Source organism: Ectopseudomonas chengduensis (assembly GCF_900102635.1).
GTDB lineage: Bacteria > Pseudomonadota > Gammaproteobacteria > Pseudomonadales > Pseudomonadaceae > Aquipseudomonas > Aquipseudomonas chengduensis.
Window position 1 is genome coordinate 39,800 of sequence record NZ_FMZQ01000023.1, and the last position, 18,643, is coordinate 58,442.

Annotated in this window: 19 protein-coding genes and 1 pseudogene; 12 read left to right on the top strand and 8 right to left on the bottom strand. The window is 62.1% G+C overall.

The window, feature by feature from the left end; genetic code table 11:
* Positions 1–374 precede the first annotated feature (374 nt).
* The 4 genes from BLS08_RS24480 to BLS08_RS24495 all read left to right on the top strand — a co-directional run bounded on the left by BLS08_RS24480 (position 375) and on the right by BLS08_RS24495 (position 4,710).
* Entirely contained in the window at positions 375–1,403 is a 1,029-nt protein-coding gene (locus tag BLS08_RS24480; RefSeq protein WP_017675245.1) for an amino acid ABC transporter substrate-binding protein, read from the top strand.
* A 97-nt stretch (positions 1,404–1,500) separates the two neighbouring features.
* Complete coding sequence (locus BLS08_RS24485) at positions 1,501–2,685, top strand: amino acid ABC transporter permease (RefSeq protein WP_167375892.1); 1,185 nt, start codon at positions 1,501–1,503, stop codon at positions 2,683–2,685.
* Between the two features lie 9 nt (positions 2,686–2,694).
* The gene (locus BLS08_RS24490; RefSeq protein ID WP_017675243.1) at positions 2,695–3,792 is read left to right on the top strand and encodes an amino acid ABC transporter permease; all 1,098 of its coding nucleotides are present in this window, start codon (positions 2,695–2,697) and stop codon (positions 3,790–3,792) included.
* 156 nt (positions 3,793–3,948) lie between these two features.
* Positions 3,949–4,710: an amino acid ABC transporter ATP-binding protein gene (locus tag BLS08_RS24495; protein WP_055984860.1), complete on the top strand. Its 762-nt coding sequence runs from the start codon at positions 3,949–3,951 to the stop codon at positions 4,708–4,710.
* Positions 4,711–5,070: 360 nt separating this feature from the next.
* On the opposite strand, the gene BLS08_RS24500 is transcribed toward BLS08_RS24495, so the two are convergent.
* On the bottom strand, positions 5,071–6,012 hold the full coding sequence (locus tag BLS08_RS24500) for a GlxA family transcriptional regulator (RefSeq protein WP_017675241.1): 942 nt from the start codon (positions 6,010–6,012) through the stop codon (positions 5,071–5,073).
* 199 nt (positions 6,013–6,211) lie between these two features.
* On the opposite strand from BLS08_RS24500, the gene BLS08_RS24505 reads away from it, so the two are divergent.
* From BLS08_RS24505 to BLS08_RS24520, 4 genes are all read left to right on the top strand, one after another.
* Entirely contained in the window at positions 6,212–6,682 is a 471-nt protein-coding gene (locus BLS08_RS24505; protein ID WP_017675240.1) for a nuclear transport factor 2 family protein, read from the top strand.
* A gap of 99 nt (positions 6,683–6,781) precedes the next feature.
* Positions 6,782–7,501 (top strand): phosphatidylcholine synthase, encoded by a 720-nt coding sequence (gene pcsA, locus BLS08_RS24510; RefSeq protein WP_017675239.1) that lies wholly within the window; start codon positions 6,782–6,784, stop codon positions 7,499–7,501.
* Positions 7,498–7,809, top strand: coding sequence for a GIY-YIG nuclease family protein (locus tag BLS08_RS24515; protein WP_017675238.1), 312 nt, complete (start codon positions 7,498–7,500; stop codon positions 7,807–7,809). The genes pcsA and BLS08_RS24515 overlap by 4 nt, the downstream gene beginning before the upstream one ends.
* Positions 7,810–7,842: 33 nt before the next feature.
* Positions 7,843–8,778, top strand: coding sequence for a glutathione S-transferase family protein (locus BLS08_RS24520; RefSeq protein WP_017675237.1), 936 nt, complete (start codon positions 7,843–7,845; stop codon positions 8,776–8,778).
* A gap of 18 nt (positions 8,779–8,796) precedes the next feature.
* Here BLS08_RS24520 and BLS08_RS24525 read toward each other — a convergent pair whose 3' ends face one another.
* The 4 genes from BLS08_RS24525 to yjeH all read right to left on the bottom strand — a co-directional run bounded on the left by BLS08_RS24525 (position 8,797) and on the right by yjeH (position 13,220).
* On the bottom strand, positions 8,797–9,117 hold the full coding sequence (locus tag BLS08_RS24525; RefSeq protein ID WP_017675236.1) for a glutaredoxin family protein: 321 nt from the start codon (positions 9,115–9,117) through the stop codon (positions 8,797–8,799).
* A gap of 212 nt (positions 9,118–9,329) precedes the next feature.
* Complete coding sequence (yejK, locus tag BLS08_RS24530) at positions 9,330–10,337, bottom strand: nucleoid-associated protein YejK (protein WP_017675235.1); 1,008 nt, start codon at positions 10,335–10,337, stop codon at positions 9,330–9,332.
* A gap of 192 nt (positions 10,338–10,529) precedes the next feature.
* Positions 10,530–11,855, bottom strand: coding sequence for a TAXI family TRAP transporter solute-binding subunit (locus BLS08_RS24535; RefSeq protein ID WP_017675234.1), 1,326 nt, complete (start codon positions 11,853–11,855; stop codon positions 10,530–10,532).
* 111 nt (positions 11,856–11,966) lie between these two features.
* Entirely contained in the window at positions 11,967–13,220 is a 1,254-nt protein-coding gene (yjeH, locus tag BLS08_RS24540) for an L-methionine/branched-chain amino acid transporter (RefSeq protein ID WP_055984863.1), read from the bottom strand.
* A 122-nt stretch (positions 13,221–13,342) separates the two neighbouring features.
* Here yjeH and BLS08_RS24545 point away from each other — a divergent pair, with 122 nt between their 5' ends.
* The gene (locus BLS08_RS24545) at positions 13,343–13,762 is read left to right on the top strand and encodes an Lrp/AsnC family transcriptional regulator (RefSeq protein ID WP_017675232.1); all 420 of its coding nucleotides are present in this window, start codon (positions 13,343–13,345) and stop codon (positions 13,760–13,762) included.
* 6 nt (positions 13,763–13,768) lie between these two features.
* On the opposite strand, the gene BLS08_RS24550 is transcribed toward BLS08_RS24545, so the two are convergent.
* Together BLS08_RS24550 and BLS08_RS24555 are read right to left on the bottom strand one after the other, a co-directional pair.
* Complete coding sequence (locus BLS08_RS24550; RefSeq protein ID WP_017675231.1) at positions 13,769–15,118, bottom strand: APC family permease; 1,350 nt, start codon at positions 15,116–15,118, stop codon at positions 13,769–13,771.
* 3 nt (positions 15,119–15,121) lie between these two features.
* Positions 15,122–15,919, bottom strand: a complete 798-nt coding sequence (locus BLS08_RS24555) for a 50S ribosomal protein L11 methyltransferase (protein ID WP_017675230.1) — start codon at positions 15,917–15,919, stop codon at positions 15,122–15,124.
* A 222-nt stretch (positions 15,920–16,141) separates the two neighbouring features.
* Here BLS08_RS24555 and sbcD point away from each other — a divergent pair, with 222 nt between their 5' ends.
* On the top strand, positions 16,142–17,356 hold the full coding sequence (sbcD, locus tag BLS08_RS24560; protein WP_017675229.1) for an exonuclease subunit SbcD: 1,215 nt from the start codon (positions 16,142–16,144) through the stop codon (positions 17,354–17,356).
* Between the two features lie 148 nt (positions 17,357–17,504).
* Here sbcD and BLS08_RS26660 read toward each other — a convergent pair whose 3' ends face one another.
* Positions 17,505–17,582 (bottom strand): hypothetical protein, encoded by a 78-nt coding sequence (locus BLS08_RS26660; RefSeq protein WP_330219701.1) that lies wholly within the window; start codon positions 17,580–17,582, stop codon positions 17,505–17,507.
* Here BLS08_RS26660 and BLS08_RS26665 point away from each other — a divergent pair.
* Positions 17,547–17,789 (top strand): hypothetical protein, encoded by a 243-nt coding sequence (locus tag BLS08_RS26665; protein WP_236699049.1) that lies wholly within the window; start codon positions 17,547–17,549, stop codon positions 17,787–17,789. The genes BLS08_RS26660 and BLS08_RS26665 overlap by 36 nt on opposite strands.
* Before the next feature lie 650 nt (positions 17,790–18,439).
* Positions 18,440–18,643: pseudogene (locus tag BLS08_RS24575) on the top strand (IS4 family transposase); the annotation flags it as partial.

Sequence of the window (18,643 nt, forward strand, 5' to 3'; positions counted from 1 at the left end):
TGACCCCCGTATATCCGGCAATTTGCCATGTGCTGGTACGGGGCTTGCTATGGCTCATTTGAACTGACGACGCGGTGCGGTAACGGTAACACTGTGCCACTGCGCACCGCTCAACAGGCAGGAATCTGCTGTGTGGGGTTCCTAATAGACCGTCGGGGCGATCGATCGCTCAGACGGATGACGATCCGTCTCTGGCCCGTTCAACCAATGGGCAGGGTGGGAGCAGTTGGCCAGCAGAGGGTAAAGCCGACTAGACTCCCGCCTGACGTTCGAACTTCTCGTCGATACCGTTGCTGCCAGCGGATCGCGTGCCTCAAAAGGGTGGGGAAGGCGGACGGAGACTCCAACACAATAAGAGCAACTGGAGGTTTTTGATGAAGATGGTGAAATCCACCCTGGCTGTGCTGACCACCGCAGCTGTGCTCGGTGTCAGTGGCTTTGCTCAGGCAGGCGCCACCCTGGATGCAGTGCAGAAGAAAGGCTTCGTGCAGTGCGGTATCAGCGACGGTCTGCCTGGCTTCTCCTACGCCGATGAAAAAGGCAACTACCTGGGTCTCGACGTTGACGTCTGCCGCGCTGTTGCAGCCGCGGTTTTCGGCGACGCGACCAAGGTCAAGTACAGCCCGCTGACCGCCAAGGAGCGCTTCACCGCGCTGCAATCCGGCGAAGTCGACATCCTGTCGCGTAACACCACCTGGACCAGCTCGCGCGACGCCGCACTGGGTCTGAACTTCACTGGCACCAACTACTACGATGGCCAGGGCTTTTTGGTGAACAAGAAGCTGGGCGTTTCCAGCGCCAAGGAACTGGACGGGGCTACCGTCTGCATCCAGGCCGGTACCACCACCGAGCTGAACCTCTCCGACTACTTCCGTGCCAACGGCATGAAGTACACCCCCATCACCTACGACACCTCTGACGAGAGCGCCAAGTCGGTCGAAGCCGGCCGTTGCGACGTGCTGACCTCCGACCAGTCGCAGCTGTACGCACAGCGCATCAAGCTGGCCAACCCGGACGACTATGTCGTGCTGCCGGAAGTCATCTCCAAGGAGCCTCTGGGCCCGGTCGTGCGCCAGGGTGACGAGGAGTGGTTCGACATCGTGCGCTGGACCCTGTTCGCCATGGTTAACGCCGAAGAGCTGGGTGTGACCTCGGCCAACGTCGAAGCCACTGCCAAAGACACCAAGAACCCGGACGTAGCACGTCTGCTGGGTACTGAAGGTGAGTTCGGCAAAGACCTCAAGCTGCCGAAAGACTGGGCAGTACAGATCGTCAAGCAAGTCGGTAACTACGGTGAGTCCTTCGACCGTAACGTCGGTGCCGGCAGCGAGCTGAAGATCGAGCGTGGTCTCAACGCCCTGTGGAACAAGGGTGGTCTGCAGTACGCACCGCCGGTGCGTTGACCGTCCACAGCGGCAGGCCTATGGCCTGCCGCTGTCGTTTCCGATTAAGTGAACGCCGGCCGGCTTGCGTGCGGCCGGGGCTTCCGTGAGGGTTGTCATGCACACGACTGCTAATGCCCCGCGCCCGCGAGGATCGTTTCTGAACGATCCGCAGGTGCGTGCTTGGGCTTTCCAGGTCATTGCCGTTATCGCCGTTGTGGCGCTCGGCTGGTTTCTCTTCCAGAACACCCAGGCTAACCTGGAGAAGCGCGGGATCATTTCCGGCTTCGCTTTTCTCAATAACAGCGCCGGTTTCGGTATTGCCCAGCACCTGATCGACTACACGGAAAGCAACAGCTACGCCCGTGTGTTTCTGGTCGGCTTGCTCAATACCCTGCTGGTGTCTTTTATCGGTATCGTGCTGGCCTCCATCCTTGGCTTTCTGCTGGGTGTGGCGCGGCTATCGCCCAACTGGCTGATCAGCAAGTTGGCCACCGTTTACATCGAGATTTTCCGCAACATTCCGCCGTTGCTGCAGATCCTCTTCTGGTATTTCGCGGTATTTCTTGCCCTGCCTGGTCCTCGGCAGAGCCTGGATATGGGTGAAATCTTCTTCCTCAACAGTCGCGGTCTGTACATGCCGGCGCCTGGCCCTTCGGAGAGTTTCGGCCTGTTCGCGGTGGTAGTACTGGCGACCATCGTCGGCATCATCGCCTTGGGACGCTGGGCCAAGAAGCGCCGCGAGGCCACTGGCCAGATCTTCCCGCTGTTGTGGACCTCGCTGGCGCTGATCGTAGTCATCCCTGGCCTCACCGTGCTGATCGGCGGTAACCCGCTGGTGTGGAGCGTGCCGGAGTTGACCGGTTTCAACTTCCGTGGCGGCTGGGTGATGATCCCCGAGCTGATGGCGTTGACCCTGGCGCTGACCATCTACACCGCGGCTTTCATCGCCGAGAACGTTCGCTCCGGGATCATGGCCGTCAGCCATGGTCAGACCGAAGCGGCGCGCTCGCTTGGGTTGCGTCCGGGCGTCACCCTGCGTCTGGTGATCATCCCGCAGGCACTGCGCGTGATCATTCCGCCACTGACCAGTCAGTACCTCAACCTGGCGAAGAACTCGTCCCTGGCCGCCGGTATCGGCTACCCGGACATGGTTTCGCTGTTCGCCGGCACCGTGCTCAACCAGACCGGCCAGGCCATCGAGGTGATCGCCATCACCATGAGCGTGTATCTGGCCATCAGTATCAGCATTTCCCTGCTGATGAACTGGTACAACAAGCGCATCGCGCTGACTGAGCGGTAAGGAGCAGCCATGCAGACTCATACATTCAAACCGGACCTGCCGCCGCCACGCCTGAGCGTCGGTGCAGTGGGCTGGCTCAAGGCCAACCTGTTTTCCAACTGGTTCAACAGCCTGTTGACTCTCTTCGCGCTTTATCTGATCTGGCTGGTGGTACCTCCGCTGCTGCAGTGGGCGATCATCGATGCCAACTGGGTGGGCAGCACCCGCGCCGACTGCACCAAGGAAGGCGCGTGCTGGGTGTTCATCCAACAGCGTTTCGGTCAGTTCATGTACGGCTTCTACCCCAGCGAACTACGCTGGCGCGTGGACGCCACGCTGTGGCTGGCAATCGTCGGCGCGGCGCCGCTGTTCGTGCCGCAGATGCCGCGCAAGGCGTTCTACGGCCTGGGCTTCCTGGTGATCTATCCGGTGATCGCCTGGTGCCTGTTGCACGGCGGCGTATTCGGCCTGAGCGTGGTATCCACCAGCCAGTGGGGCGGCCTGATGCTGACCCTGGTGATTGCCTCCGTCGGCATCACCGGTGCCTTGCCGCTGGGTATCCTGCTGGCACTGGGGCGACGTTCCAACCTGCCGGCGATCAAGGTCATCTGCGTCACCTTCATCGAGTTCTGGCGCGGTGTGCCGCTGATCACCGTGCTGTTCATGTCCTCGGTGATGCTGCCGTTGTTCCTGCCCGAAGGCATGCATTTCGACAAGCTGATGCGTGCGCTGATCGGGGTGATCCTGTTCCAGTCTGCCTATATCGCCGAAGTGGTGCGCGGTGGTCTGCAGGCCATTCCCAAAGGGCAGTACGAGGCGGCCGCGGCCATGGGCCTGGGCTACTGGCGGATGATGGGCCTGGTGATCCTGCCGCAGGCGCTGAAGCTGGTGATTCCGGGCATCGTCAACGTCTTCATCGCCCTGTTCAAGGACACCAGTCTGGTGATCATCATCGGCCTGTTCGATCTGCTCAACAGCATCAAGCAGGCGACCACCGACCCGGCATGGCTGGGTATGGCTACCGAAGGTTATGTGTTCGCCGCGTTGGTCTTCTGGATTTTCTGTTTCGGCATGTCCCGCTATTCGCTGCATCTCGAGCGGAAGCTGGATACCGGCCACAAGCGTTAGGAGCTGATCAGTATTTGCTGCGCGTCGGCCTGGCGGCGTTGAAAACACTCTCGGGATGCTCATGTACAACCGTACATTGCGCTCCCTCGAATGTTTTCGCTTTGCCTGGCTCTAGCTCGCTAAATCCTGAATCGAGCCCCTCAAGAGGAGTGAGTCATGAGTGAAGCAATCAAACAACCCAGCGCCGAGCCGATGATCCTGCTGCAGGGTGTGAACAAGTGGTACGGCCAGTTCCATGTGCTCAAGGACATCAACCTGAGCGTGCAGCAGGGCGAGCGTATCGTGCTCTGCGGGCCGTCCGGTTCGGGCAAGTCCACCACCATTCGTTGCATCAACCGCCTGGAAGAACACCAGCAGGGGCGCATCGTGGTCGATGGCACCGAATTGACCAGCGACCTCAAGCACATCGAAGCGATTCGCCGTGAAGTGGGTATGGTGTTCCAGCACTTCAACCTGTTCCCGCACCTGACCGTGCTGCAGAACTGCACGCTGGCGCCGATGTGGGTACGCAAGATGCCCAAGCGTCAGGCCGAGGAAATTGCCATGCACTTTCTCGAGCGCGTGCGTATCCCCGAGCAGGCACACAAGTTTCCGGGCCAGCTCTCCGGCGGTCAGCAGCAGCGTGTGGCGATTGCCCGCGCGCTGTGCATGAAGCCGAAGATCATGCTGTTCGACGAGCCGACCTCGGCCCTCGACCCGGAGATGGTGAAAGAGGTGCTCGACACCATGATCGGTCTGGCTGAAGACGGCATGACCATGCTCTGCGTGACCCACGAGATGGGTTTTGCCCGTACCGTGGCCAACCGCGTGATCTTCATGGACAAGGGCGAGATCGTCGAGGAGGCCGAACCGAACGCCTTCTTCACCAACCCGCAGAACGAGCGCACCAAGCTGTTCCTCAGTCAGATCCTGCACTGAGCCGGCATTGCGCCATGGATCAGGGAGCCTTCGGGCTCCCTTTTTCGTTGCCGGTGCCGCTCCCTGGCGGCTGTGCCACCAATCTGTAGGAGCGGCGCCCCGCCGCGAATCTGGGCGGCGTGCATTCGAAAGCTTCGCCCCGGGGCGGGGCTCCTACGAAAATCCGTTTTGATTGGCATCAGCCATCGGACTTCCTTGGTTTGTTGCTGAGGCCACTCGATCAGGCGGCCATGCCAACAATTTGTAGGAGCGGCGCCCCGCCGCGAATCTGGGCGGCGTGCATTCGAAAGCTTCGCCCCGGGGCGGGGCTCCTACGAAAATCCGTTTTGATTGGCATCAGCCATTGGACACCTTGAGTGCCTAGTGGCGCCGCATGCGTTTGCGGAAGGCGCCCGGCGTTTCTCCGCATAACTGCTTGAAGCGCTTGGCGAAGGTGGCGCGGTCGGCGAACCCGACCTGACTGGCGACCTGCTCCAGCGACTGCGCCGAATCGGTCAGTGCCTGCTGCGCCAGACTGATACGCAGGCGCTGCAGGTAATCGCCCGGGGTCAGCCCGGTGGCGTGTTTGAAGCGGCGTAGCAGGGTTCGCGCCGAGCAATGGGCTTGTTGTGCCAGACGGTTGAGATCGATTGTCTCGGCGTGATGTTCGCGTAGCCAGGCCAGCAGTGGGGCAAGGGACTTGTCCTCGCTGCTGGGCAGCAGGGGCGCGAAACGCGTCTGCGTACCGCGCTGGCGCTCGATCACCATGGCACTGGCCACCTGTTGCGCCAGCCATTCGCCGGCATGCAGGGCGATCAGGTGCAGGCACAGGTCGAGCCCGGCCTGAGCACCACCGGAGCAGAACAGCGGGCCGTCCTCGGTCAGCAGCAGGTCACTGCGTAGGTTCACTCGGGGGAATAGACGGGAAAACGAATCGGCCAATGCCCAGTGGGTGGTCGCCTGGCGCCCATCGAGCAGACCGGCAGCGGCCAGCAGGAAGGCGCTGCTGCACAGACTAGCCACCTGTTGCTGATCACGTTGGGCCAGCCAGGGCAGCAGCTTGGCGTTGCTCTCCAGCGTGCGGGTGATGGCGCTGCCGGTGGCGGGAACGATCAGCAGGTTGGCCTGCTCGGCCAGCTCAAGGCCGCCATCGACCTGAACCTGCGCGAACTCCAACTGCACGGGCTGGCCATCGAGGCTGAAACGTTGCAACTGAAAAGTGGGCGCGCCGGCCAGGCGATTGGCCAGGCTGAAGGCATCCTGCGCCATGCTCAGGCTGGAGCAGATGGTTTGCGGGCAGACGTACAAGGCGATGCGCAGCATGACAGTGACCTGAATTGGATTGGCGATTATTGACACAAAGTTGTCTTTATAGCCAATCGCCACGTCCTCGCCGGACGAACAGACTGGGGTGAACCATCCTTGCGAACGTGTAGGGTGCGCTGTGCGCACCAGTGAGCGACGCCGTGACAGCGGTGCGCGCGGCGCACCCTACGTAATGAAAAGCCTGTAGGAGCGACTCATGAGCCACCCCAATGCCGATCTGATCCAGCGTTTTTACAGCGCCTTCCAGAAACTCGATGCCGAGAGCATGGCAAGCTGCTACGCCGAAGATGTGCGTTTCTCCGATCCGGTCTTCGTCGACCTGCACGGCGCGGAGGCGGGCGATATGTGGCGCATGCTGTGCAGCCGCGCCGAAGACTTCTCGCTGACCTTCGACTCGGTGCACGCTGACGATCATGCCGGCAGCGCGCGCTGGGTCGCCAGCTACCGTTTCAGCGCCACCGGTCGTCAGGTGGTCAACCATATTCAGGCGCGCTTCGTGTTTCGCGACGGGCTCATCGTCGAGCATCGCGATCACTTCGATCTCTGGCGCTGGGCACGTCAGGCGCTAGGTGGCAAAGGGCTTCTGCTGGGGTGGGCGCCACCGGTTCAGGCTGCCATTCGTCGACAGGCGGCACGCGGGCTGGCCCAGTTTCGTGGCACGCGCTGAGGCGAGCGAAGGAACGCAGTGGTAGGCTAGCCGGTCTTAGCCTTCAATAAAGAGTGCGCACACCGGGTGCCGCACCTCCACTGCCAATCGAGACCTGCCGTGACCGAACTGATCGTTGCCGTAAAACAGGCCAAAGCCTGGGGGGTCCATGCTGTTACCGCCAGCGGCGTGATCCTCGCCCTGCTGGCATTGCTGGCCGTACTCGACGGCCAACCCACGCAATGCCTGTTGTGGCTCGGCCTGGCACTGCTGGTCGACGGTCTGGACGGCTCGCTGGCGCGCCGCTATGACGTCAAGGGTGTACTGCCGCATTTCGACGGATCGACCCTCGACCTGGTGATCGATTACCTGACCTACGTATTCATCCCCGCCATCTTTCTTTACCGCTTCATCCCCCTGCCGGATTACACGCCGCTGTTCGCCGTGGGCCTGATTCTGCTGTCTTCGCTGTTCTGCTTCTGCAACCTGAACATGAAGAGCAAGGACAACTACTTCGTCGGCTTCCCGGCGGCGTGGAACGTGGTTGTGTTGTATTTCTACATCCTCGACGTGCACCCCTGGATCACCCTGGCCATTATCGTCCTGCTGGCCGGCCTGACCCTGACCAAGATGAAGTTCCTGCACCCGTTCCGCGTGCGTCAGTTCATGCCGCTGAACATCCTGGTGACCTTCGTCTGGATGCTCTCCAGCGCGCTGTTGATCCTGCAGTACCCGGTCAATCAGTTCTGGCTGCTGGCGCTCTGGTGGTTGGCTTCTGCCTACTTCGTCGGCATGTGCCTGTGGCGCTCGGCGCGTGAGTGGTTTCCCGCGCGCGGATGAATGCAGCAGTCGAAAAGGCCTGGTTCGTCTATCTGGTGCGCGCCGCCAATGGCGCGCTGTATTGCGGCATCAGCGATGACCCGCAGCGGCGTTTCGCCCAGCACCAGAGCGGCAAGGGTGCCCGATTCTTCCATACCAGCCCGGCGCTGGCGCTGGCCTACGTCGAAGCCTGTGCCAGCAAGGGTGATGCGTTGCGCCGTGAACGGGCGATCAAGCGCCTGAGCAAAAGCGCCAAAGAAGCACTCATTCTGGCCGTTGATGGCGGTTCATCAGCCTCAGGCGGTTGCGTGCAGGTGTCGCGCGGGTAAGCTGAGGACTTTTGAGCCGACGCGGAGCGCGCCATGCATGAGTTGATCCTTCATCACTACCCGACCTCGCCGTTTGCCGAGAAGGCCCGCCTGATGCTGGGCTTCAAGCAACTGTCCTGGCGTTCGGTGATGATCCCGCCACTGATGCCCAAGCCCGATCTCACCGCGCTGACTGGCGGCTACCGCAAGACCCCGGTGCTGCAGGTCGGCGCCGACATCTACTGCGATACCGCGCTGATCGCTCGCCGCCTGGAAGCCGAGAAGGCAACCCCGGCGCTGCTGCCCGAAGGTCAGGAGTTCAATGTCAGCCTGCTGGCGCAGTGGGCTGACTCGGTCTTGTTCCAGCATGCCGTGGCGCTGGTGTTCCAACCCGAGTCGATGGCGCTGCGCTTCGCCAAGGTGCCGCCGGAGTTCGCCAAGGCTTTCGCCGCCGACCGTGGCGCGCTGTTTTCCGGTGGTACGGCGACTCGGCTGCCACTGGAGCAGGCCAAGCACAATTGGCCGGCACTGATGGGCGCATTGCAGCGCCAGTTGCAGCGCGAGCAGGGCGATTTCCTCTTCGGTGAATCATCGCTCGCCGATTTTTCCGTGGCTCATTGTTTGTGGTTCCTGCGCGGCACGCCGGTTACCTCGCCGCTGGTCGACGATTACCCGGAAGTCGCTGCCTGGCTTGGCCGTGTGCTCGGCTTCGGCCATGGCTCGTTGAGCGAGATGAGCAGCGAACAGGCGATCGCGGTGGCGCGTGAAGCGACTCCGGCAGCGCTGCCGCACGAGGATTTCGTCGACCCCAATGGTTTCAAAGCTGGCCAGGCGGTGAGCATCGCCGCGGTGGACTATGGTGTCGACCCGGTGCAGGGCGAGTTGCTGCATGCCGGGCGCGACGAGCTGATTCTGCGGCGTGAGGATGAGCGTGCCGGCATCGTGCATATGCACTTCCCGCGCCTGGGGTTCCGTATCGAGGCGCGTTGAGGCCTCTCGCGCCGTCTGTCAGTAGGCGGCGCGGATGGCGCGCACGTCGTAACCGTGAATGACTTGCCCGCGCAGGTCGATCACCGGCACGCCGCGGCCGCCAAGCGCCTGGTACTGGGCGCGGCCGGCGGCATCGGTCTCGATATTCACTTCGCGATAGGCGATGCCGTCTTCGGCGAACAGCTCGCGCGTCTTGGCGCAGTAGCCACACCATTGCGTGGCGTAGAGCACGATCTCGCCGCTGCCATTGCCGGCCTGCGGTGGGTTCAGCCAGCGGTCGATCTTGTCCCAGTTCTGCCACAGAGCCAGGGCGGCGAGCAGCAGCACAATCGTCTTCATGGTTTCGCATCCTTGTGTGATAGCGCGGTCATCTCAGGGTAAACCGCACCGGGTCGTACCGCCATATCAGCCCGTGGCTCGTAGGGTGGGCGGGGCGGCGATCCGTTTTAGTTTTCGTAGGGTGGGCTACAGCCCACCGAAATAGAACAGATGGGTCAGGATCGTTTTGGTGGGCTAAAGCGGATCGCCGCCCGGGCCACCCTACAAATGCATCAATCCTGACGACGCTTGAGCTGATCCTTCAACTGGGTCGGCAACTGACGAATGATCAGCATGTCGCGGCCTTCGTCGTACTCGATCTTCGAACCCAGCAGGTGCGCCTCGAAGCTGATCGACAGGCCTTCGGCACGACCAGTGAAACGCTGGAATTGGCTGAGGGTGCGTTTGTCCGCCGGAAATTCCGGGGCCATGCCGTAGTCTTTGTTGCGGATGTGCTCGTAGAAGGCCTTGGGGCGCTCTTCATCGATCAGTCCGGAGAGTTCTTCCAGGGTGATCGGCTCGCCCATCTTGGCCTGGCCGGTGGCGTAGCCGACCAGGGTCTTGGTCTTCTCGCGGGCCTGCTCTTCGGGCAGATCCTCGCTTTCCACGTAATCGCTGAAGGCCTTGAGCAGGGTGCGGGTCTCGCCCGGGCCGTCGACGCCTTCCTGGCAGCCGATGAAGTCGCGGAAGTAGTCCGAGACCTTCTTGCCGTTCTTGCCTTTGATGAAGGAGATGTACTGCTTGGACTGCTTGTTGTTCTGCCACTCGCTGATGTTGATGCGCGCGGCCAGGTGCAGCTGGCCCAGATCCAGGTGCTTGGCCGGGGTCACGTCCAGCGCGTCGGTCACCGCCACGCCTTCACTGTGGTGCAGCAGGGCGATGGCCAGGTAGTCGGTCATGCCCTGCTGGTAATGGGCCAAGAGCACGTGGCCGCCGGTGGAGAGGTTGGATTCTTCCATCAGCTTTTGCAGGTGTTCGACGGCCTGACGGCTGAAGGCGGTGAAATCCTGCTCACCGTCGAGATAGGCCTTGAGCCAGCCGCTGAACGGGTAGGCGCCGGACTCTTCGTGGAACAGACCCCAGGCCTTGCCCTGCTTGGCGTTGTAGCTCTCGTTGAGGTCGGCCAGCAGGTTCTCCATGGCTTGCGACGTGGCCAGCTCGCTGTCGCGAGCGTGCAGCACGGCGGGGCTGCCGTCGGGCTTCTTGTCGATCAGGTGGACGATGCAGTGGCGGATCGGCATGGCGGTCTCGTGGGCAAATTCAAACAGGGGCGCAGTTTACCCGAAGCGGGTGATGGATTCTGGTGCGGATACATCTGTGAATGGTGTGGACGTCATGTGGCAAGTCGCGGCTAAAGCCCCTCCCACAGTGCTTGCGCAAGCTATAGGAGGGTACATCCACTGCCGTGGTGTATCGATGAGGCGTGATCCACCCTATGCCTGCCGGCGCCGCTGCAACACGCGCAGTCGCTCGATCACGTAGCGCACATGCATGTGTAGTTCGTACAGCTCGTTGGAGTACGAAAGCGGCACATCCACGGCCGCCAGCTCGTCTTCCATCTGCTCCAGGCGTTCGATCTCGCTGTCCAGTTCGTCGGGCAAGGAACCTGCGTGCAGCTTGCGGTCGATCTCGCGCAGGTACTTGTACCAGCGGTAGATGCGTGCGCGGATGCGCCACTGGTAAATCGGGCCGACAGCCTTGAACAGCGGAATCATCACCACGATCAGGGGGATCAGCAGGATGATGTAGCGGTCGGCCAGCGAAGCGATGCGAAACGGCAGGTAGCGCTGCAGGATAGGCAGGCCCTTGTCGTAGTAATGCCCGGCATCCTTGTGCAGCTCGAAGGTGCGCGGCTCGGCGCTGGGAAAGGTGCCTGCGGTATCGAGCAGGGTACCGCCCCGCATCACTTCACGGCTGGCCTCGAGAAACAGCGGCACCAGGCCTGGGTTGAAGTCGTCGTTGACTACCAGGGTGGCGACCGGAGACAGGGTGATGATGTCGCGGTCCGGTGCGTTGCTGGCCAGATCGAGCAGGCCTTCACCGACCTTCACCTGATTGAAGAACGGCAGGCGCGCCTCGTAGGCGGCTGCGCGCCGAAAGTGCGCCAGGGTGATGTCCGGGTTGGCCGCCAGTTGCTGCACCAGTGAGTTTTCTGCCGGGCCGACGAAGAATGCTGCATCCAGTTCGCCGGCCATCAACGCGCGGGCAGCTTTGCCACCCCCGATGCTCTGCCAGCTTTCGGGATATTGTTCCGGCTCGATGGCATTGGCGCCGAGAATGGCGTCACTGGCGGCGCGGGTGCCACTGCCTTCGCCGCCCAGACCGAGGCGCAGTGGCAGCAGGTCGGCAATGCGATCCAGCTCCACGTCACGTCGAAAGAACAGCCACAGCGGTTCCTGATAGATCGCCCCCAGGCTTTCCAGCTGACGCTGCTCCTCGGCTGTCAGCTGGCGCTCCAGGCCGCTCTGCACCAGGGCGATCTCCACTTGCGGATCGTTGGCCAGCAGGCGTTGCAGGTTGTCGCGCGAGCCCGAGGTCGGTACCAGATTCAGTTCGAAACCTTCCTTGGCCAGTTCTTCCTTCAGGCGTTCGGCGAACTGCTGGTAGGCGCCCCCTTGGGCGCCGGTGGCCATGCTGGCGCTCATCGGCGGTGGCGGCGCGACGAACTGGAACAGGGCCCAGACCAGACCAGCCACCACCGGGACTATCCACAGGTTGGCCAGGATCATGATTTTCAGGTCATTGAGTACGCGGCGCATGGGGCTTCCTTTCAGCGAGTTCAGGGTAAGGATAGAACCCCATACGCCTCACGGTCACCCTGGAGGGTGGATGACACTCTTTCATCCACCATCAGGTTCGCGGTGGATCGATTACGCCAGCGCCTTGTGCCTTGCACGCAGATGACTGCACAGCAGCAGGGCGGCGAGCAGCCCTAAGGCATACAGCGCATCGCTGCCAAGCATCGCCAGTACTGCGGCACAGAGCAGCCCACTGAGCCCGGCCAGCAGGCGCCAGATGCCACTGAGCAGCACCCAGCCAGCGGCCATGCTCAGCAGGTAGATCAACACGAAGTTGCCATTGGCGTAGCGGATCAAATCGTCCACCGACAGGTTCAAGGTGGCCGAGAGCATGGCGCACAGTGCGCAGCTGATCACTACCAGCAGCAAGGCTTTGCCGGGTACGCCCCGGCGGTTGCGCACGGCCAGCCTGGCCGGCAGACGGCCCTCATCGGCCAGGCTCCAGATCAGCCGGGCGAAGCCCTGGATGTACACGTTCATCGAGGCGAAGCAGGCCAGGTAACCGAGCACCGCTACCAGGACACGGGCGCGCTCGCCCAGCAGTTGCTCGAACAGACGGGGCAGGGCAGTGGTGTCGCTGTGCACGTCACCGTAAGTGGCAAAGCTCAGCACCGCCACCGAGCAGGCCCAGTACACCAGGCCGGCCAGCAGCACGCCGAGCAGCAGCGCCAATGGGAAGTCGCGCTCGGGGTGTTTGAACTCCTCGCCCAGGTGGGTGAAGGCCTCGATGCCGACGAAGCACCAGAACATTACCCCCAGCGCCGTTGGCAGCAGGTGCCACTGGCCGTCCATCGCCGGCAGCAGCGGTTGGCTGGCGCGCGGCAGATCACCGACCCACCAGATCAGCGCCACGCTGGCGACGATGGCCACGGCGATCAGCCCCTGCAGCATGCCCGATGCTTTCGGTGGACGCTGGCCGAGCAGGAGGATGGCGCCCAGCGTGGCCAGTTCGATGAGCAGCAGGTCGCTGCGATCGAGATCGAACAGCGCCAGCCAGAAACCGCTGGCGATATGCAGCGCAGCGGGCAGACCGACCGGCAGTACGGCAAGGAACAGCAGGGCGCTGACCCCCTCCATGCGCAGGCCGAAGGCGCGGCCGATCAGGTGCGGCGCGCCGCCAGCGTGAGGGAAGCGCTTGCCCAACTGGGCGAAGGTGAACGCCACCGGCAGCACCAGGGCAATCAGGATCATCCATGCCCACAGTGACGCTTCGCCGGCTGCCGTGGCTGCCAGCGCCGGCACCACGAAGATGCCGGTGCCGAGCAGCGAGGTGCTGAGCAGGGCGATGCCCTGCAGCAGGCCCAATTCCTTGTTCAATCGACTCATGGGGTATGCTCATCATTTTCCAGATACCGCCATGGTAGGGCGCCAGCCAGTTGCAGGCTGTCGCCTTTTGCCGACGAAATGGCGGTTTTCACCGTCAATCCGATTGCCGCCCGAGAAGCCCCGTGGACAAGTTCGATCGTCAGATCCTCGCTCTGCTGCGCAGCGATGCGCGCACCTCCGTCAGCCAGATCGCCCGTGAGGTCAACCTGTCACGTTCGGCGGTCAGCGAGCGGATTCGCTATCTGGAGAGCAGCGGGGTGATTCGTGGTTATCACGCGCAGGTGGCCGAGCCGGGCGAGGCGGGCGTGAAGGCCTTTCTCGAACTCTTCTATCAGGGCGGACGCTGTGAGGACTACGTCGAGCGCATGCGCGCCCTGCCCGAGGTGCGTCACTGCAGCGGCATCAGTGGGGAAACCGACATGCTGGTATTCATCGAAGCCCCGAGCATGACGCGCCTGAGCGAGGTGCGCGGTGCCATCGAGGCGTTCCCCGGCATGCAGAAGGTCAAGACCCATGTGGTGGTCAAGGACTGGGCAATGTAGTGCTGCTCACTCGGCGTGTTCGCCCTGCTCGACGGCTTGCGGGCGCTGCAGGGCCAGCAACGGCAGGCCGGCACCGAGTACCAGCAGACCCAGCAACGCGCCGCTGCCGGCATACAGCGCGCTGGAATACAACAGGCCCAGGCAGGTTGCGGCGAACAGGATCGGCGTCAGCGGATACAGCGGTACGCTGAATGGCCGCCGTACCCAAGGTCGCCTTTGGCGCAGGCGAATCAGCGCCAGCGCGACGAGAAACATGAACAGCCAGAACACCGGTGCGGTGTAGGCCACCATGGTTTGTACACCGTTCGCACTCAGGGCGCCGAACAGGATCAGCGGCAGGGTAAGTGCGCACTGCAGCAGCAAGGCGCGTACCGGGGTGGCGCCGCGTTCGTTCCAGCGACCGATGAATGCCAGTTGCGGCACATCGCGGCCCAGCGCGTAGTAGACCCGCGCACCGGTGAACAGCGTGGCGTTCAAGGTACTCAATGCGGTCAGGCAGACGAACACTGCCAGCAGCGCCTCGGCCCGTGGTCCGGCGACGATGTTCATCAGGTCCGCCGACACGGCATCGCTCTGGCGCAGGCCGTCGAGGCCGAAGATATTGAGAAAGACCAGGTTCGCCAGCAGGTAGATGGCCGTCACCAGCGCAGTGCCGATCAGCAGCACGCGACTCATGTTGCGCGCCGGGTTGCGCAGCTCACCGGACAGGTAGGCCGCCTCGTTCCAGCCGCCATAAGTGAGCAGCACGAACACCATACCCATGCCCAGCATCGCCGCCAGATTGCCGCCGGCAGGTGCGGCGCTGGCGGTATGCGGCTGCGGTTCGGCCAGCACCAGGCCGGCCAGCACCACCAGCAGCAGGGCCAGCACTGTCACGCTGGTGAAGAACAGCTGGGCGCGTCGCGATTCACGCGTGCCCAGCACATTGAGCAGAGTCAGCGCCACCACCACCAGAGCGGCGTGCCAGGCGCTGCCATAGTCTCCAAGCGGCAGCAGGCGCTGGGCATAGTCACCGTAGATGAACGCGACCACGGCGATGGCGCCGGTCTGGATCACCGTACCGCGCGCCCAGGCGAACAGCAGGCCGACCTGCGGGCCCCAGGCCAGGCTCAGATAATGGTATTCGCCGCCCTGGTCCGGATGTGCCGCACCCAGCTCGCCGTAACACAGCGCACCGATCAGCATCACCAGACCACCGACCAGCCAAAGGGCCAGGTACAGCTCGGCGCTGCTGGCATGCTGCGCCACCAGCGGCGGCAGGCCGAAAATGCCGACGCCGATCACCACGCCGACCAGCATGGCAACGGCATCGATCACCGACAGCCCGGCGCGCTGCGAGGACACTAGCGATGTCATGGCTTAGCTCCTGCGCGCGACCCAACCCTGCTGTGCACCATCGGCCGGCACCGCCTCGATACGGTCACCGTTGAGCTGGCCGACATACAGCCTGTCGTCGAAGGTGAAGCGCAGCTCGTTGCCTTTCAACTGGCCGCTGAGCACGTCGGGCTGGCCGTCGACCTTGCCAACCACCTTCTGGAAGCGCTGATCGAGTTCGACCTGATGATTCCGGCCATCGAGCTCGAGAGTCCACTGACCCGCGACCTTGGCTGGCACGATCCACAGGAACACCGAGCTGCCATTGATCACATCGCTCTGATCAGGCTCCCAGTCGCCGAGGTTGAAGGCGTGCGACACTACCCGAGTACCGGGCTTGAGGGTGTCGAGAATCACCGGGCGCAGGCGCATGTTGACCGTGGAGAGCAGGTACATGGTCAGCACGTCGGCCTCGGAAATATCCTTCTGGAACAGGTCACCCTGCTCAAACGTGACCTTGTCCGCCACGCCCTCGCGTTCGGCGTTCTCCTGCGCCTCGCTGATGCGTTCAGGGTCCAGGTCTATGCCGTAGGCCGCTCTGGCACCGTGATCCTGCACGGCGGAGATGGCGATGCGGCCATCGCCCGAGCCCAGGTCGATGACATAGTCGTCCGGGCCGATTTCGGCCAGCTGGAGCATATGCGCCACCACAGGCTCCGGCGTGGGCACATAAGGGACGTCGAGTCTGGGCGGTTGGGCCTGCGCGGGGCCAACCACCAGGCTGGCCAGCAATCCGACGGGGAGGGTGAAGGAGGCGAAGCTACGAACGGATAGAGCGCTCATCGGGAAAATCTCCTCACGGGTGGCGATTTTTTTCCGACTGGTGAGCGGGGGCTAGGTTCGTACCGATGTGCAGCAGGATCGTGCAAGAACGCCCTTCAGGCCACTAACCGCAGCGCCTGCGGCTGTGTAACCGGATGTGATCGGCCTATCCGTTACTGCGGCATTGCCAGCCTGCGGGCGCGCAGGCACTGTAGGCGGGTTTTTCGCTTTGGTCGTTTTCGCATGCGCATCCTGCACACCTCCGACTGGCATCTGGGCCAGCATTTCATGGGCAAGACTCGGCAGGCCGAGCACCAGGCCTTTTGCGCCTGGCTGCTGGAGCAGGTGCGTGTGCACGCCGTGGACGTGCTGCTGATCGCCGGCGACGTGTTCGACACCGGCGCACCGCCCAGTTACGCCCGCGAGGAGTACTACCGGCTTGTGGTGGAGCTGCGCGACGCCGGCTGCGCACTGGTCGTACTGGGCGGCAACCATGACTCACCGGCCATGCTCGGTGAAAGCCGCAGCCTGCTGGCGCAACTGGGTACCCAGGTGGTGCCGAGCGTGGGCGTCGATCTGGCCGAACAGGTACTGGTGCTCAATGATCGTACTGGCCAGCCGGGCGCGGTTCTCTGCGCCATTCCCTTCATTCGCCCGCGCGACGTGCTGGCCAGCCAGGCGGGGCAGAGCGCGCAGGACAAACAGCAGTCGTTGCAGCAAGCCATCGCCGAGCATTACCGGGCGCTGTACGAGCTGGCAGCGAGCAAGCGTGACGAGCTGGGCCTGACGCTACCGATCATTGCCACCGGTCACCTCACCACGGTTGGCGCCAGCGCCAGTGAGTCGGTGCGCGAGATCTACGTCGGCAGCCTGGAGGCATTCCCCACCAGCGCCTTCCCGCCGGCGGACTACATCGCCCTTGGCCATATCCACCGCCCGCAGAAGGTCGGCGGCCTGGAGCATATCCGCTACAGCGGCTCGCCGATTGCGTTGTCCTTCGACGAGGCACGTCAGCAGAAGGAAGTCCTGCTGCTGACGTTCGAGGGCGCCACCTTGCAGTCCATCACGCCACTGCCCGTGCCGGTCTTCCAACCCATGGCCAGCCTGCGCGGCTCGCTCAAGGAACTGGCAGGCGCCATCGCCGAAGTAGCTGCTCAGGGCATGCCCGAGCGGCCCGTATGGCTGGAAGTGCAAGTGAGCACTGACGACTACCTGAGCGACCTGCAAAGCCGCATCAACGCCCTGTGCGAAGGGCATCCCGTGGAAGTGCTACGCATCCGCCGTGAGCGCGGCAACGCCATGGCCAGCCTGGCCAGCGAAGCGCGGGAGACGCTGGACGAGCTGTCGGTGGAGGACGTCTTCTCACGCAGGCTGCAGCAGGAAACATTGGAAGAAGAGGATGCCCAGCGTTTGCAGGGTTTGTATCGGCAGGTGCTGGAGGCGCTGCCCAAGGCTTAGCGGCACAGACCCCGTAGCCCGGATGCAATCCGGGGATGCCTTCACGATAACCTCGGTAAGCCTGGCAGGCTGACCATATTGGCCTGCCCCTGGCATTGCAGCCCCTGAACTGCGCAGATACCAATACCTGGCGCCTAACTGCCAACCATCAGAGAAAGGCATTGACCTCGGCAGCACCGAGCTCCAATGGATGGCGAAGTTGATGGAAACGGATGAAATAGCGAATCCAGTACCAACAGGATTTTTCTGTGCGGATGCTCTAATGATGCAAACGCATCACCGCCCTGAACTGCTCTACAGGCGAGGTCTGCTGGGGGTTTCCGTGGTCGACTCCCTGGCTGTGTTTTTGCACAGTGGTAATGGTATGGCAAAAAGAGGAAGTCAAGCGAATACGTCCGGATATCAGGGGCTAGCTGGTAATGCACTGATTTAAAAGAACTTTTTCTGGGCGGCGACGAGGGTGATGCAGAGTTAGGTGGAAGGCTCTACTATCGGATTAGTACTGCCTTCCATCTAATCACTGTTATATGCTGATCTAAATATGAAGTACAAAAACATAAAATCAGCAATCCACAATTTCGGGCACAGCTTTGTAAGCTCAATGAACTATGTCGACCATGATTTCGTTGCCGACGAAATTGGGAAGATTCACAAGAAAGGCTATAATGTTGAAATAAACTGGCTTGCAAGGGAGTTCAGGCCCGCTCAGCTTGAGTCAGAGAGAATAAAAAAACAATTGGTTATTGGGGGGCAATCTAAAGAAACATTGTGTATCCCATAGCGTAAATCTGGAAAATCTATGCTCTTTATCGTTTGCCTGGCCGGCAGGTCAAGGTAAATACATGCTTGCCATCGACGACAAAGGCACAGAACATAAAATTTACATCAATGAAGCGCAGTGATACGTATATAACAATTGCTTCAAACCGTTCGCTGCGCTCACTGGGACGGGCTAAAGCCCAATGTCATCAACTTTGGAAATTATCCATAAATATCATATAATTAGCGCTCAAATCAGTGCATGGGAGAAGCCCTTTTGACTACCTATACCGCATCGCTTGACACCGCCAGCCAAACCCTGGCTTGAAAATTGTACAAAAAATAACCAGCCCGCTCGATTGTCCCGCCTTCATCGCCGCCCACCGCCAGAATCCTCAAGACTTTACCCGCCGACGCCAGCTCACCTTCAAGAACCTCGTCCTGTTCCTGCTCAATCAGCCGCGCACGGCCCTGCAAACCGAACTCGATCAGTTCTATCGCGTACTCAATCAGGCGTCGACTGAGACG

Bases quoted from the DNA above. Each gene is read 5' to 3' on its own strand.
- sbcD (WP_017675229.1), top strand. From the start codon at position 16,142: ATGCGCATCCTGCACACCTCCGACTGGCATCTGGGCCAGCATTTCATG.
- BLS08_RS24480 (WP_017675245.1), top strand. From the start codon at position 375: ATGAAGATGGTGAAATCCACCCTGGCTGTGCTGACCACCGCAGCTGTG.
- BLS08_RS24500 (WP_017675241.1), bottom strand. From the start codon at position 6,012: ATGCTGCGCATCGCCTTGTACGTCTGCCCGCAAACCATCTGCTCCAGC.
- BLS08_RS24550 (WP_017675231.1), bottom strand. From the start codon at position 15,118: ATGACATCGCTAGTGTCCTCGCAGCGCGCCGGGCTGTCGGTGATCGAT.
- BLS08_RS24525 (WP_017675236.1), bottom strand. From the start codon at position 9,117: ATGAAGACGATTGTGCTGCTGCTCGCCGCCCTGGCTCTGTGGCAGAAC.
- yejK (WP_017675235.1), bottom strand. From the start codon at position 10,337: ATGCCGATCCGCCACTGCATCGTCCACCTGATCGACAAGAAGCCCGAC.
- BLS08_RS24505 (WP_017675240.1), top strand. From the start codon at position 6,212: ATGAGCCACCCCAATGCCGATCTGATCCAGCGTTTTTACAGCGCCTTC.
- BLS08_RS24485 (WP_167375892.1), top strand. From the start codon at position 1,501: ATGCACACGACTGCTAATGCCCCGCGCCCGCGAGGATCGTTTCTGAAC.
- BLS08_RS24495 (WP_055984860.1), top strand. From the start codon at position 3,949: ATGAGTGAAGCAATCAAACAACCCAGCGCCGAGCCGATGATCCTGCTG.
- BLS08_RS26665 (WP_236699049.1), top strand. From the start codon at position 17,547: ATGGCGAAGTTGATGGAAACGGATGAAATAGCGAATCCAGTACCAACA.
- BLS08_RS24490 (WP_017675243.1), top strand. From the start codon at position 2,695: ATGCAGACTCATACATTCAAACCGGACCTGCCGCCGCCACGCCTGAGC.
- BLS08_RS24535 (WP_017675234.1), bottom strand. From the start codon at position 11,855: ATGCGCCGCGTACTCAATGACCTGAAAATCATGATCCTGGCCAACCTG.
- yjeH (WP_055984863.1), bottom strand. From the start codon at position 13,220: ATGAGTCGATTGAACAAGGAATTGGGCCTGCTGCAGGGCATCGCCCTG.
- BLS08_RS24515 (WP_017675238.1), top strand. From the start codon at position 7,498: ATGAATGCAGCAGTCGAAAAGGCCTGGTTCGTCTATCTGGTGCGCGCC.
- BLS08_RS24555 (WP_017675230.1), bottom strand. From the start codon at position 15,919: ATGAGCGCTCTATCCGTTCGTAGCTTCGCCTCCTTCACCCTCCCCGTC.
- BLS08_RS24520 (WP_017675237.1), top strand. From the start codon at position 7,843: ATGCATGAGTTGATCCTTCATCACTACCCGACCTCGCCGTTTGCCGAG.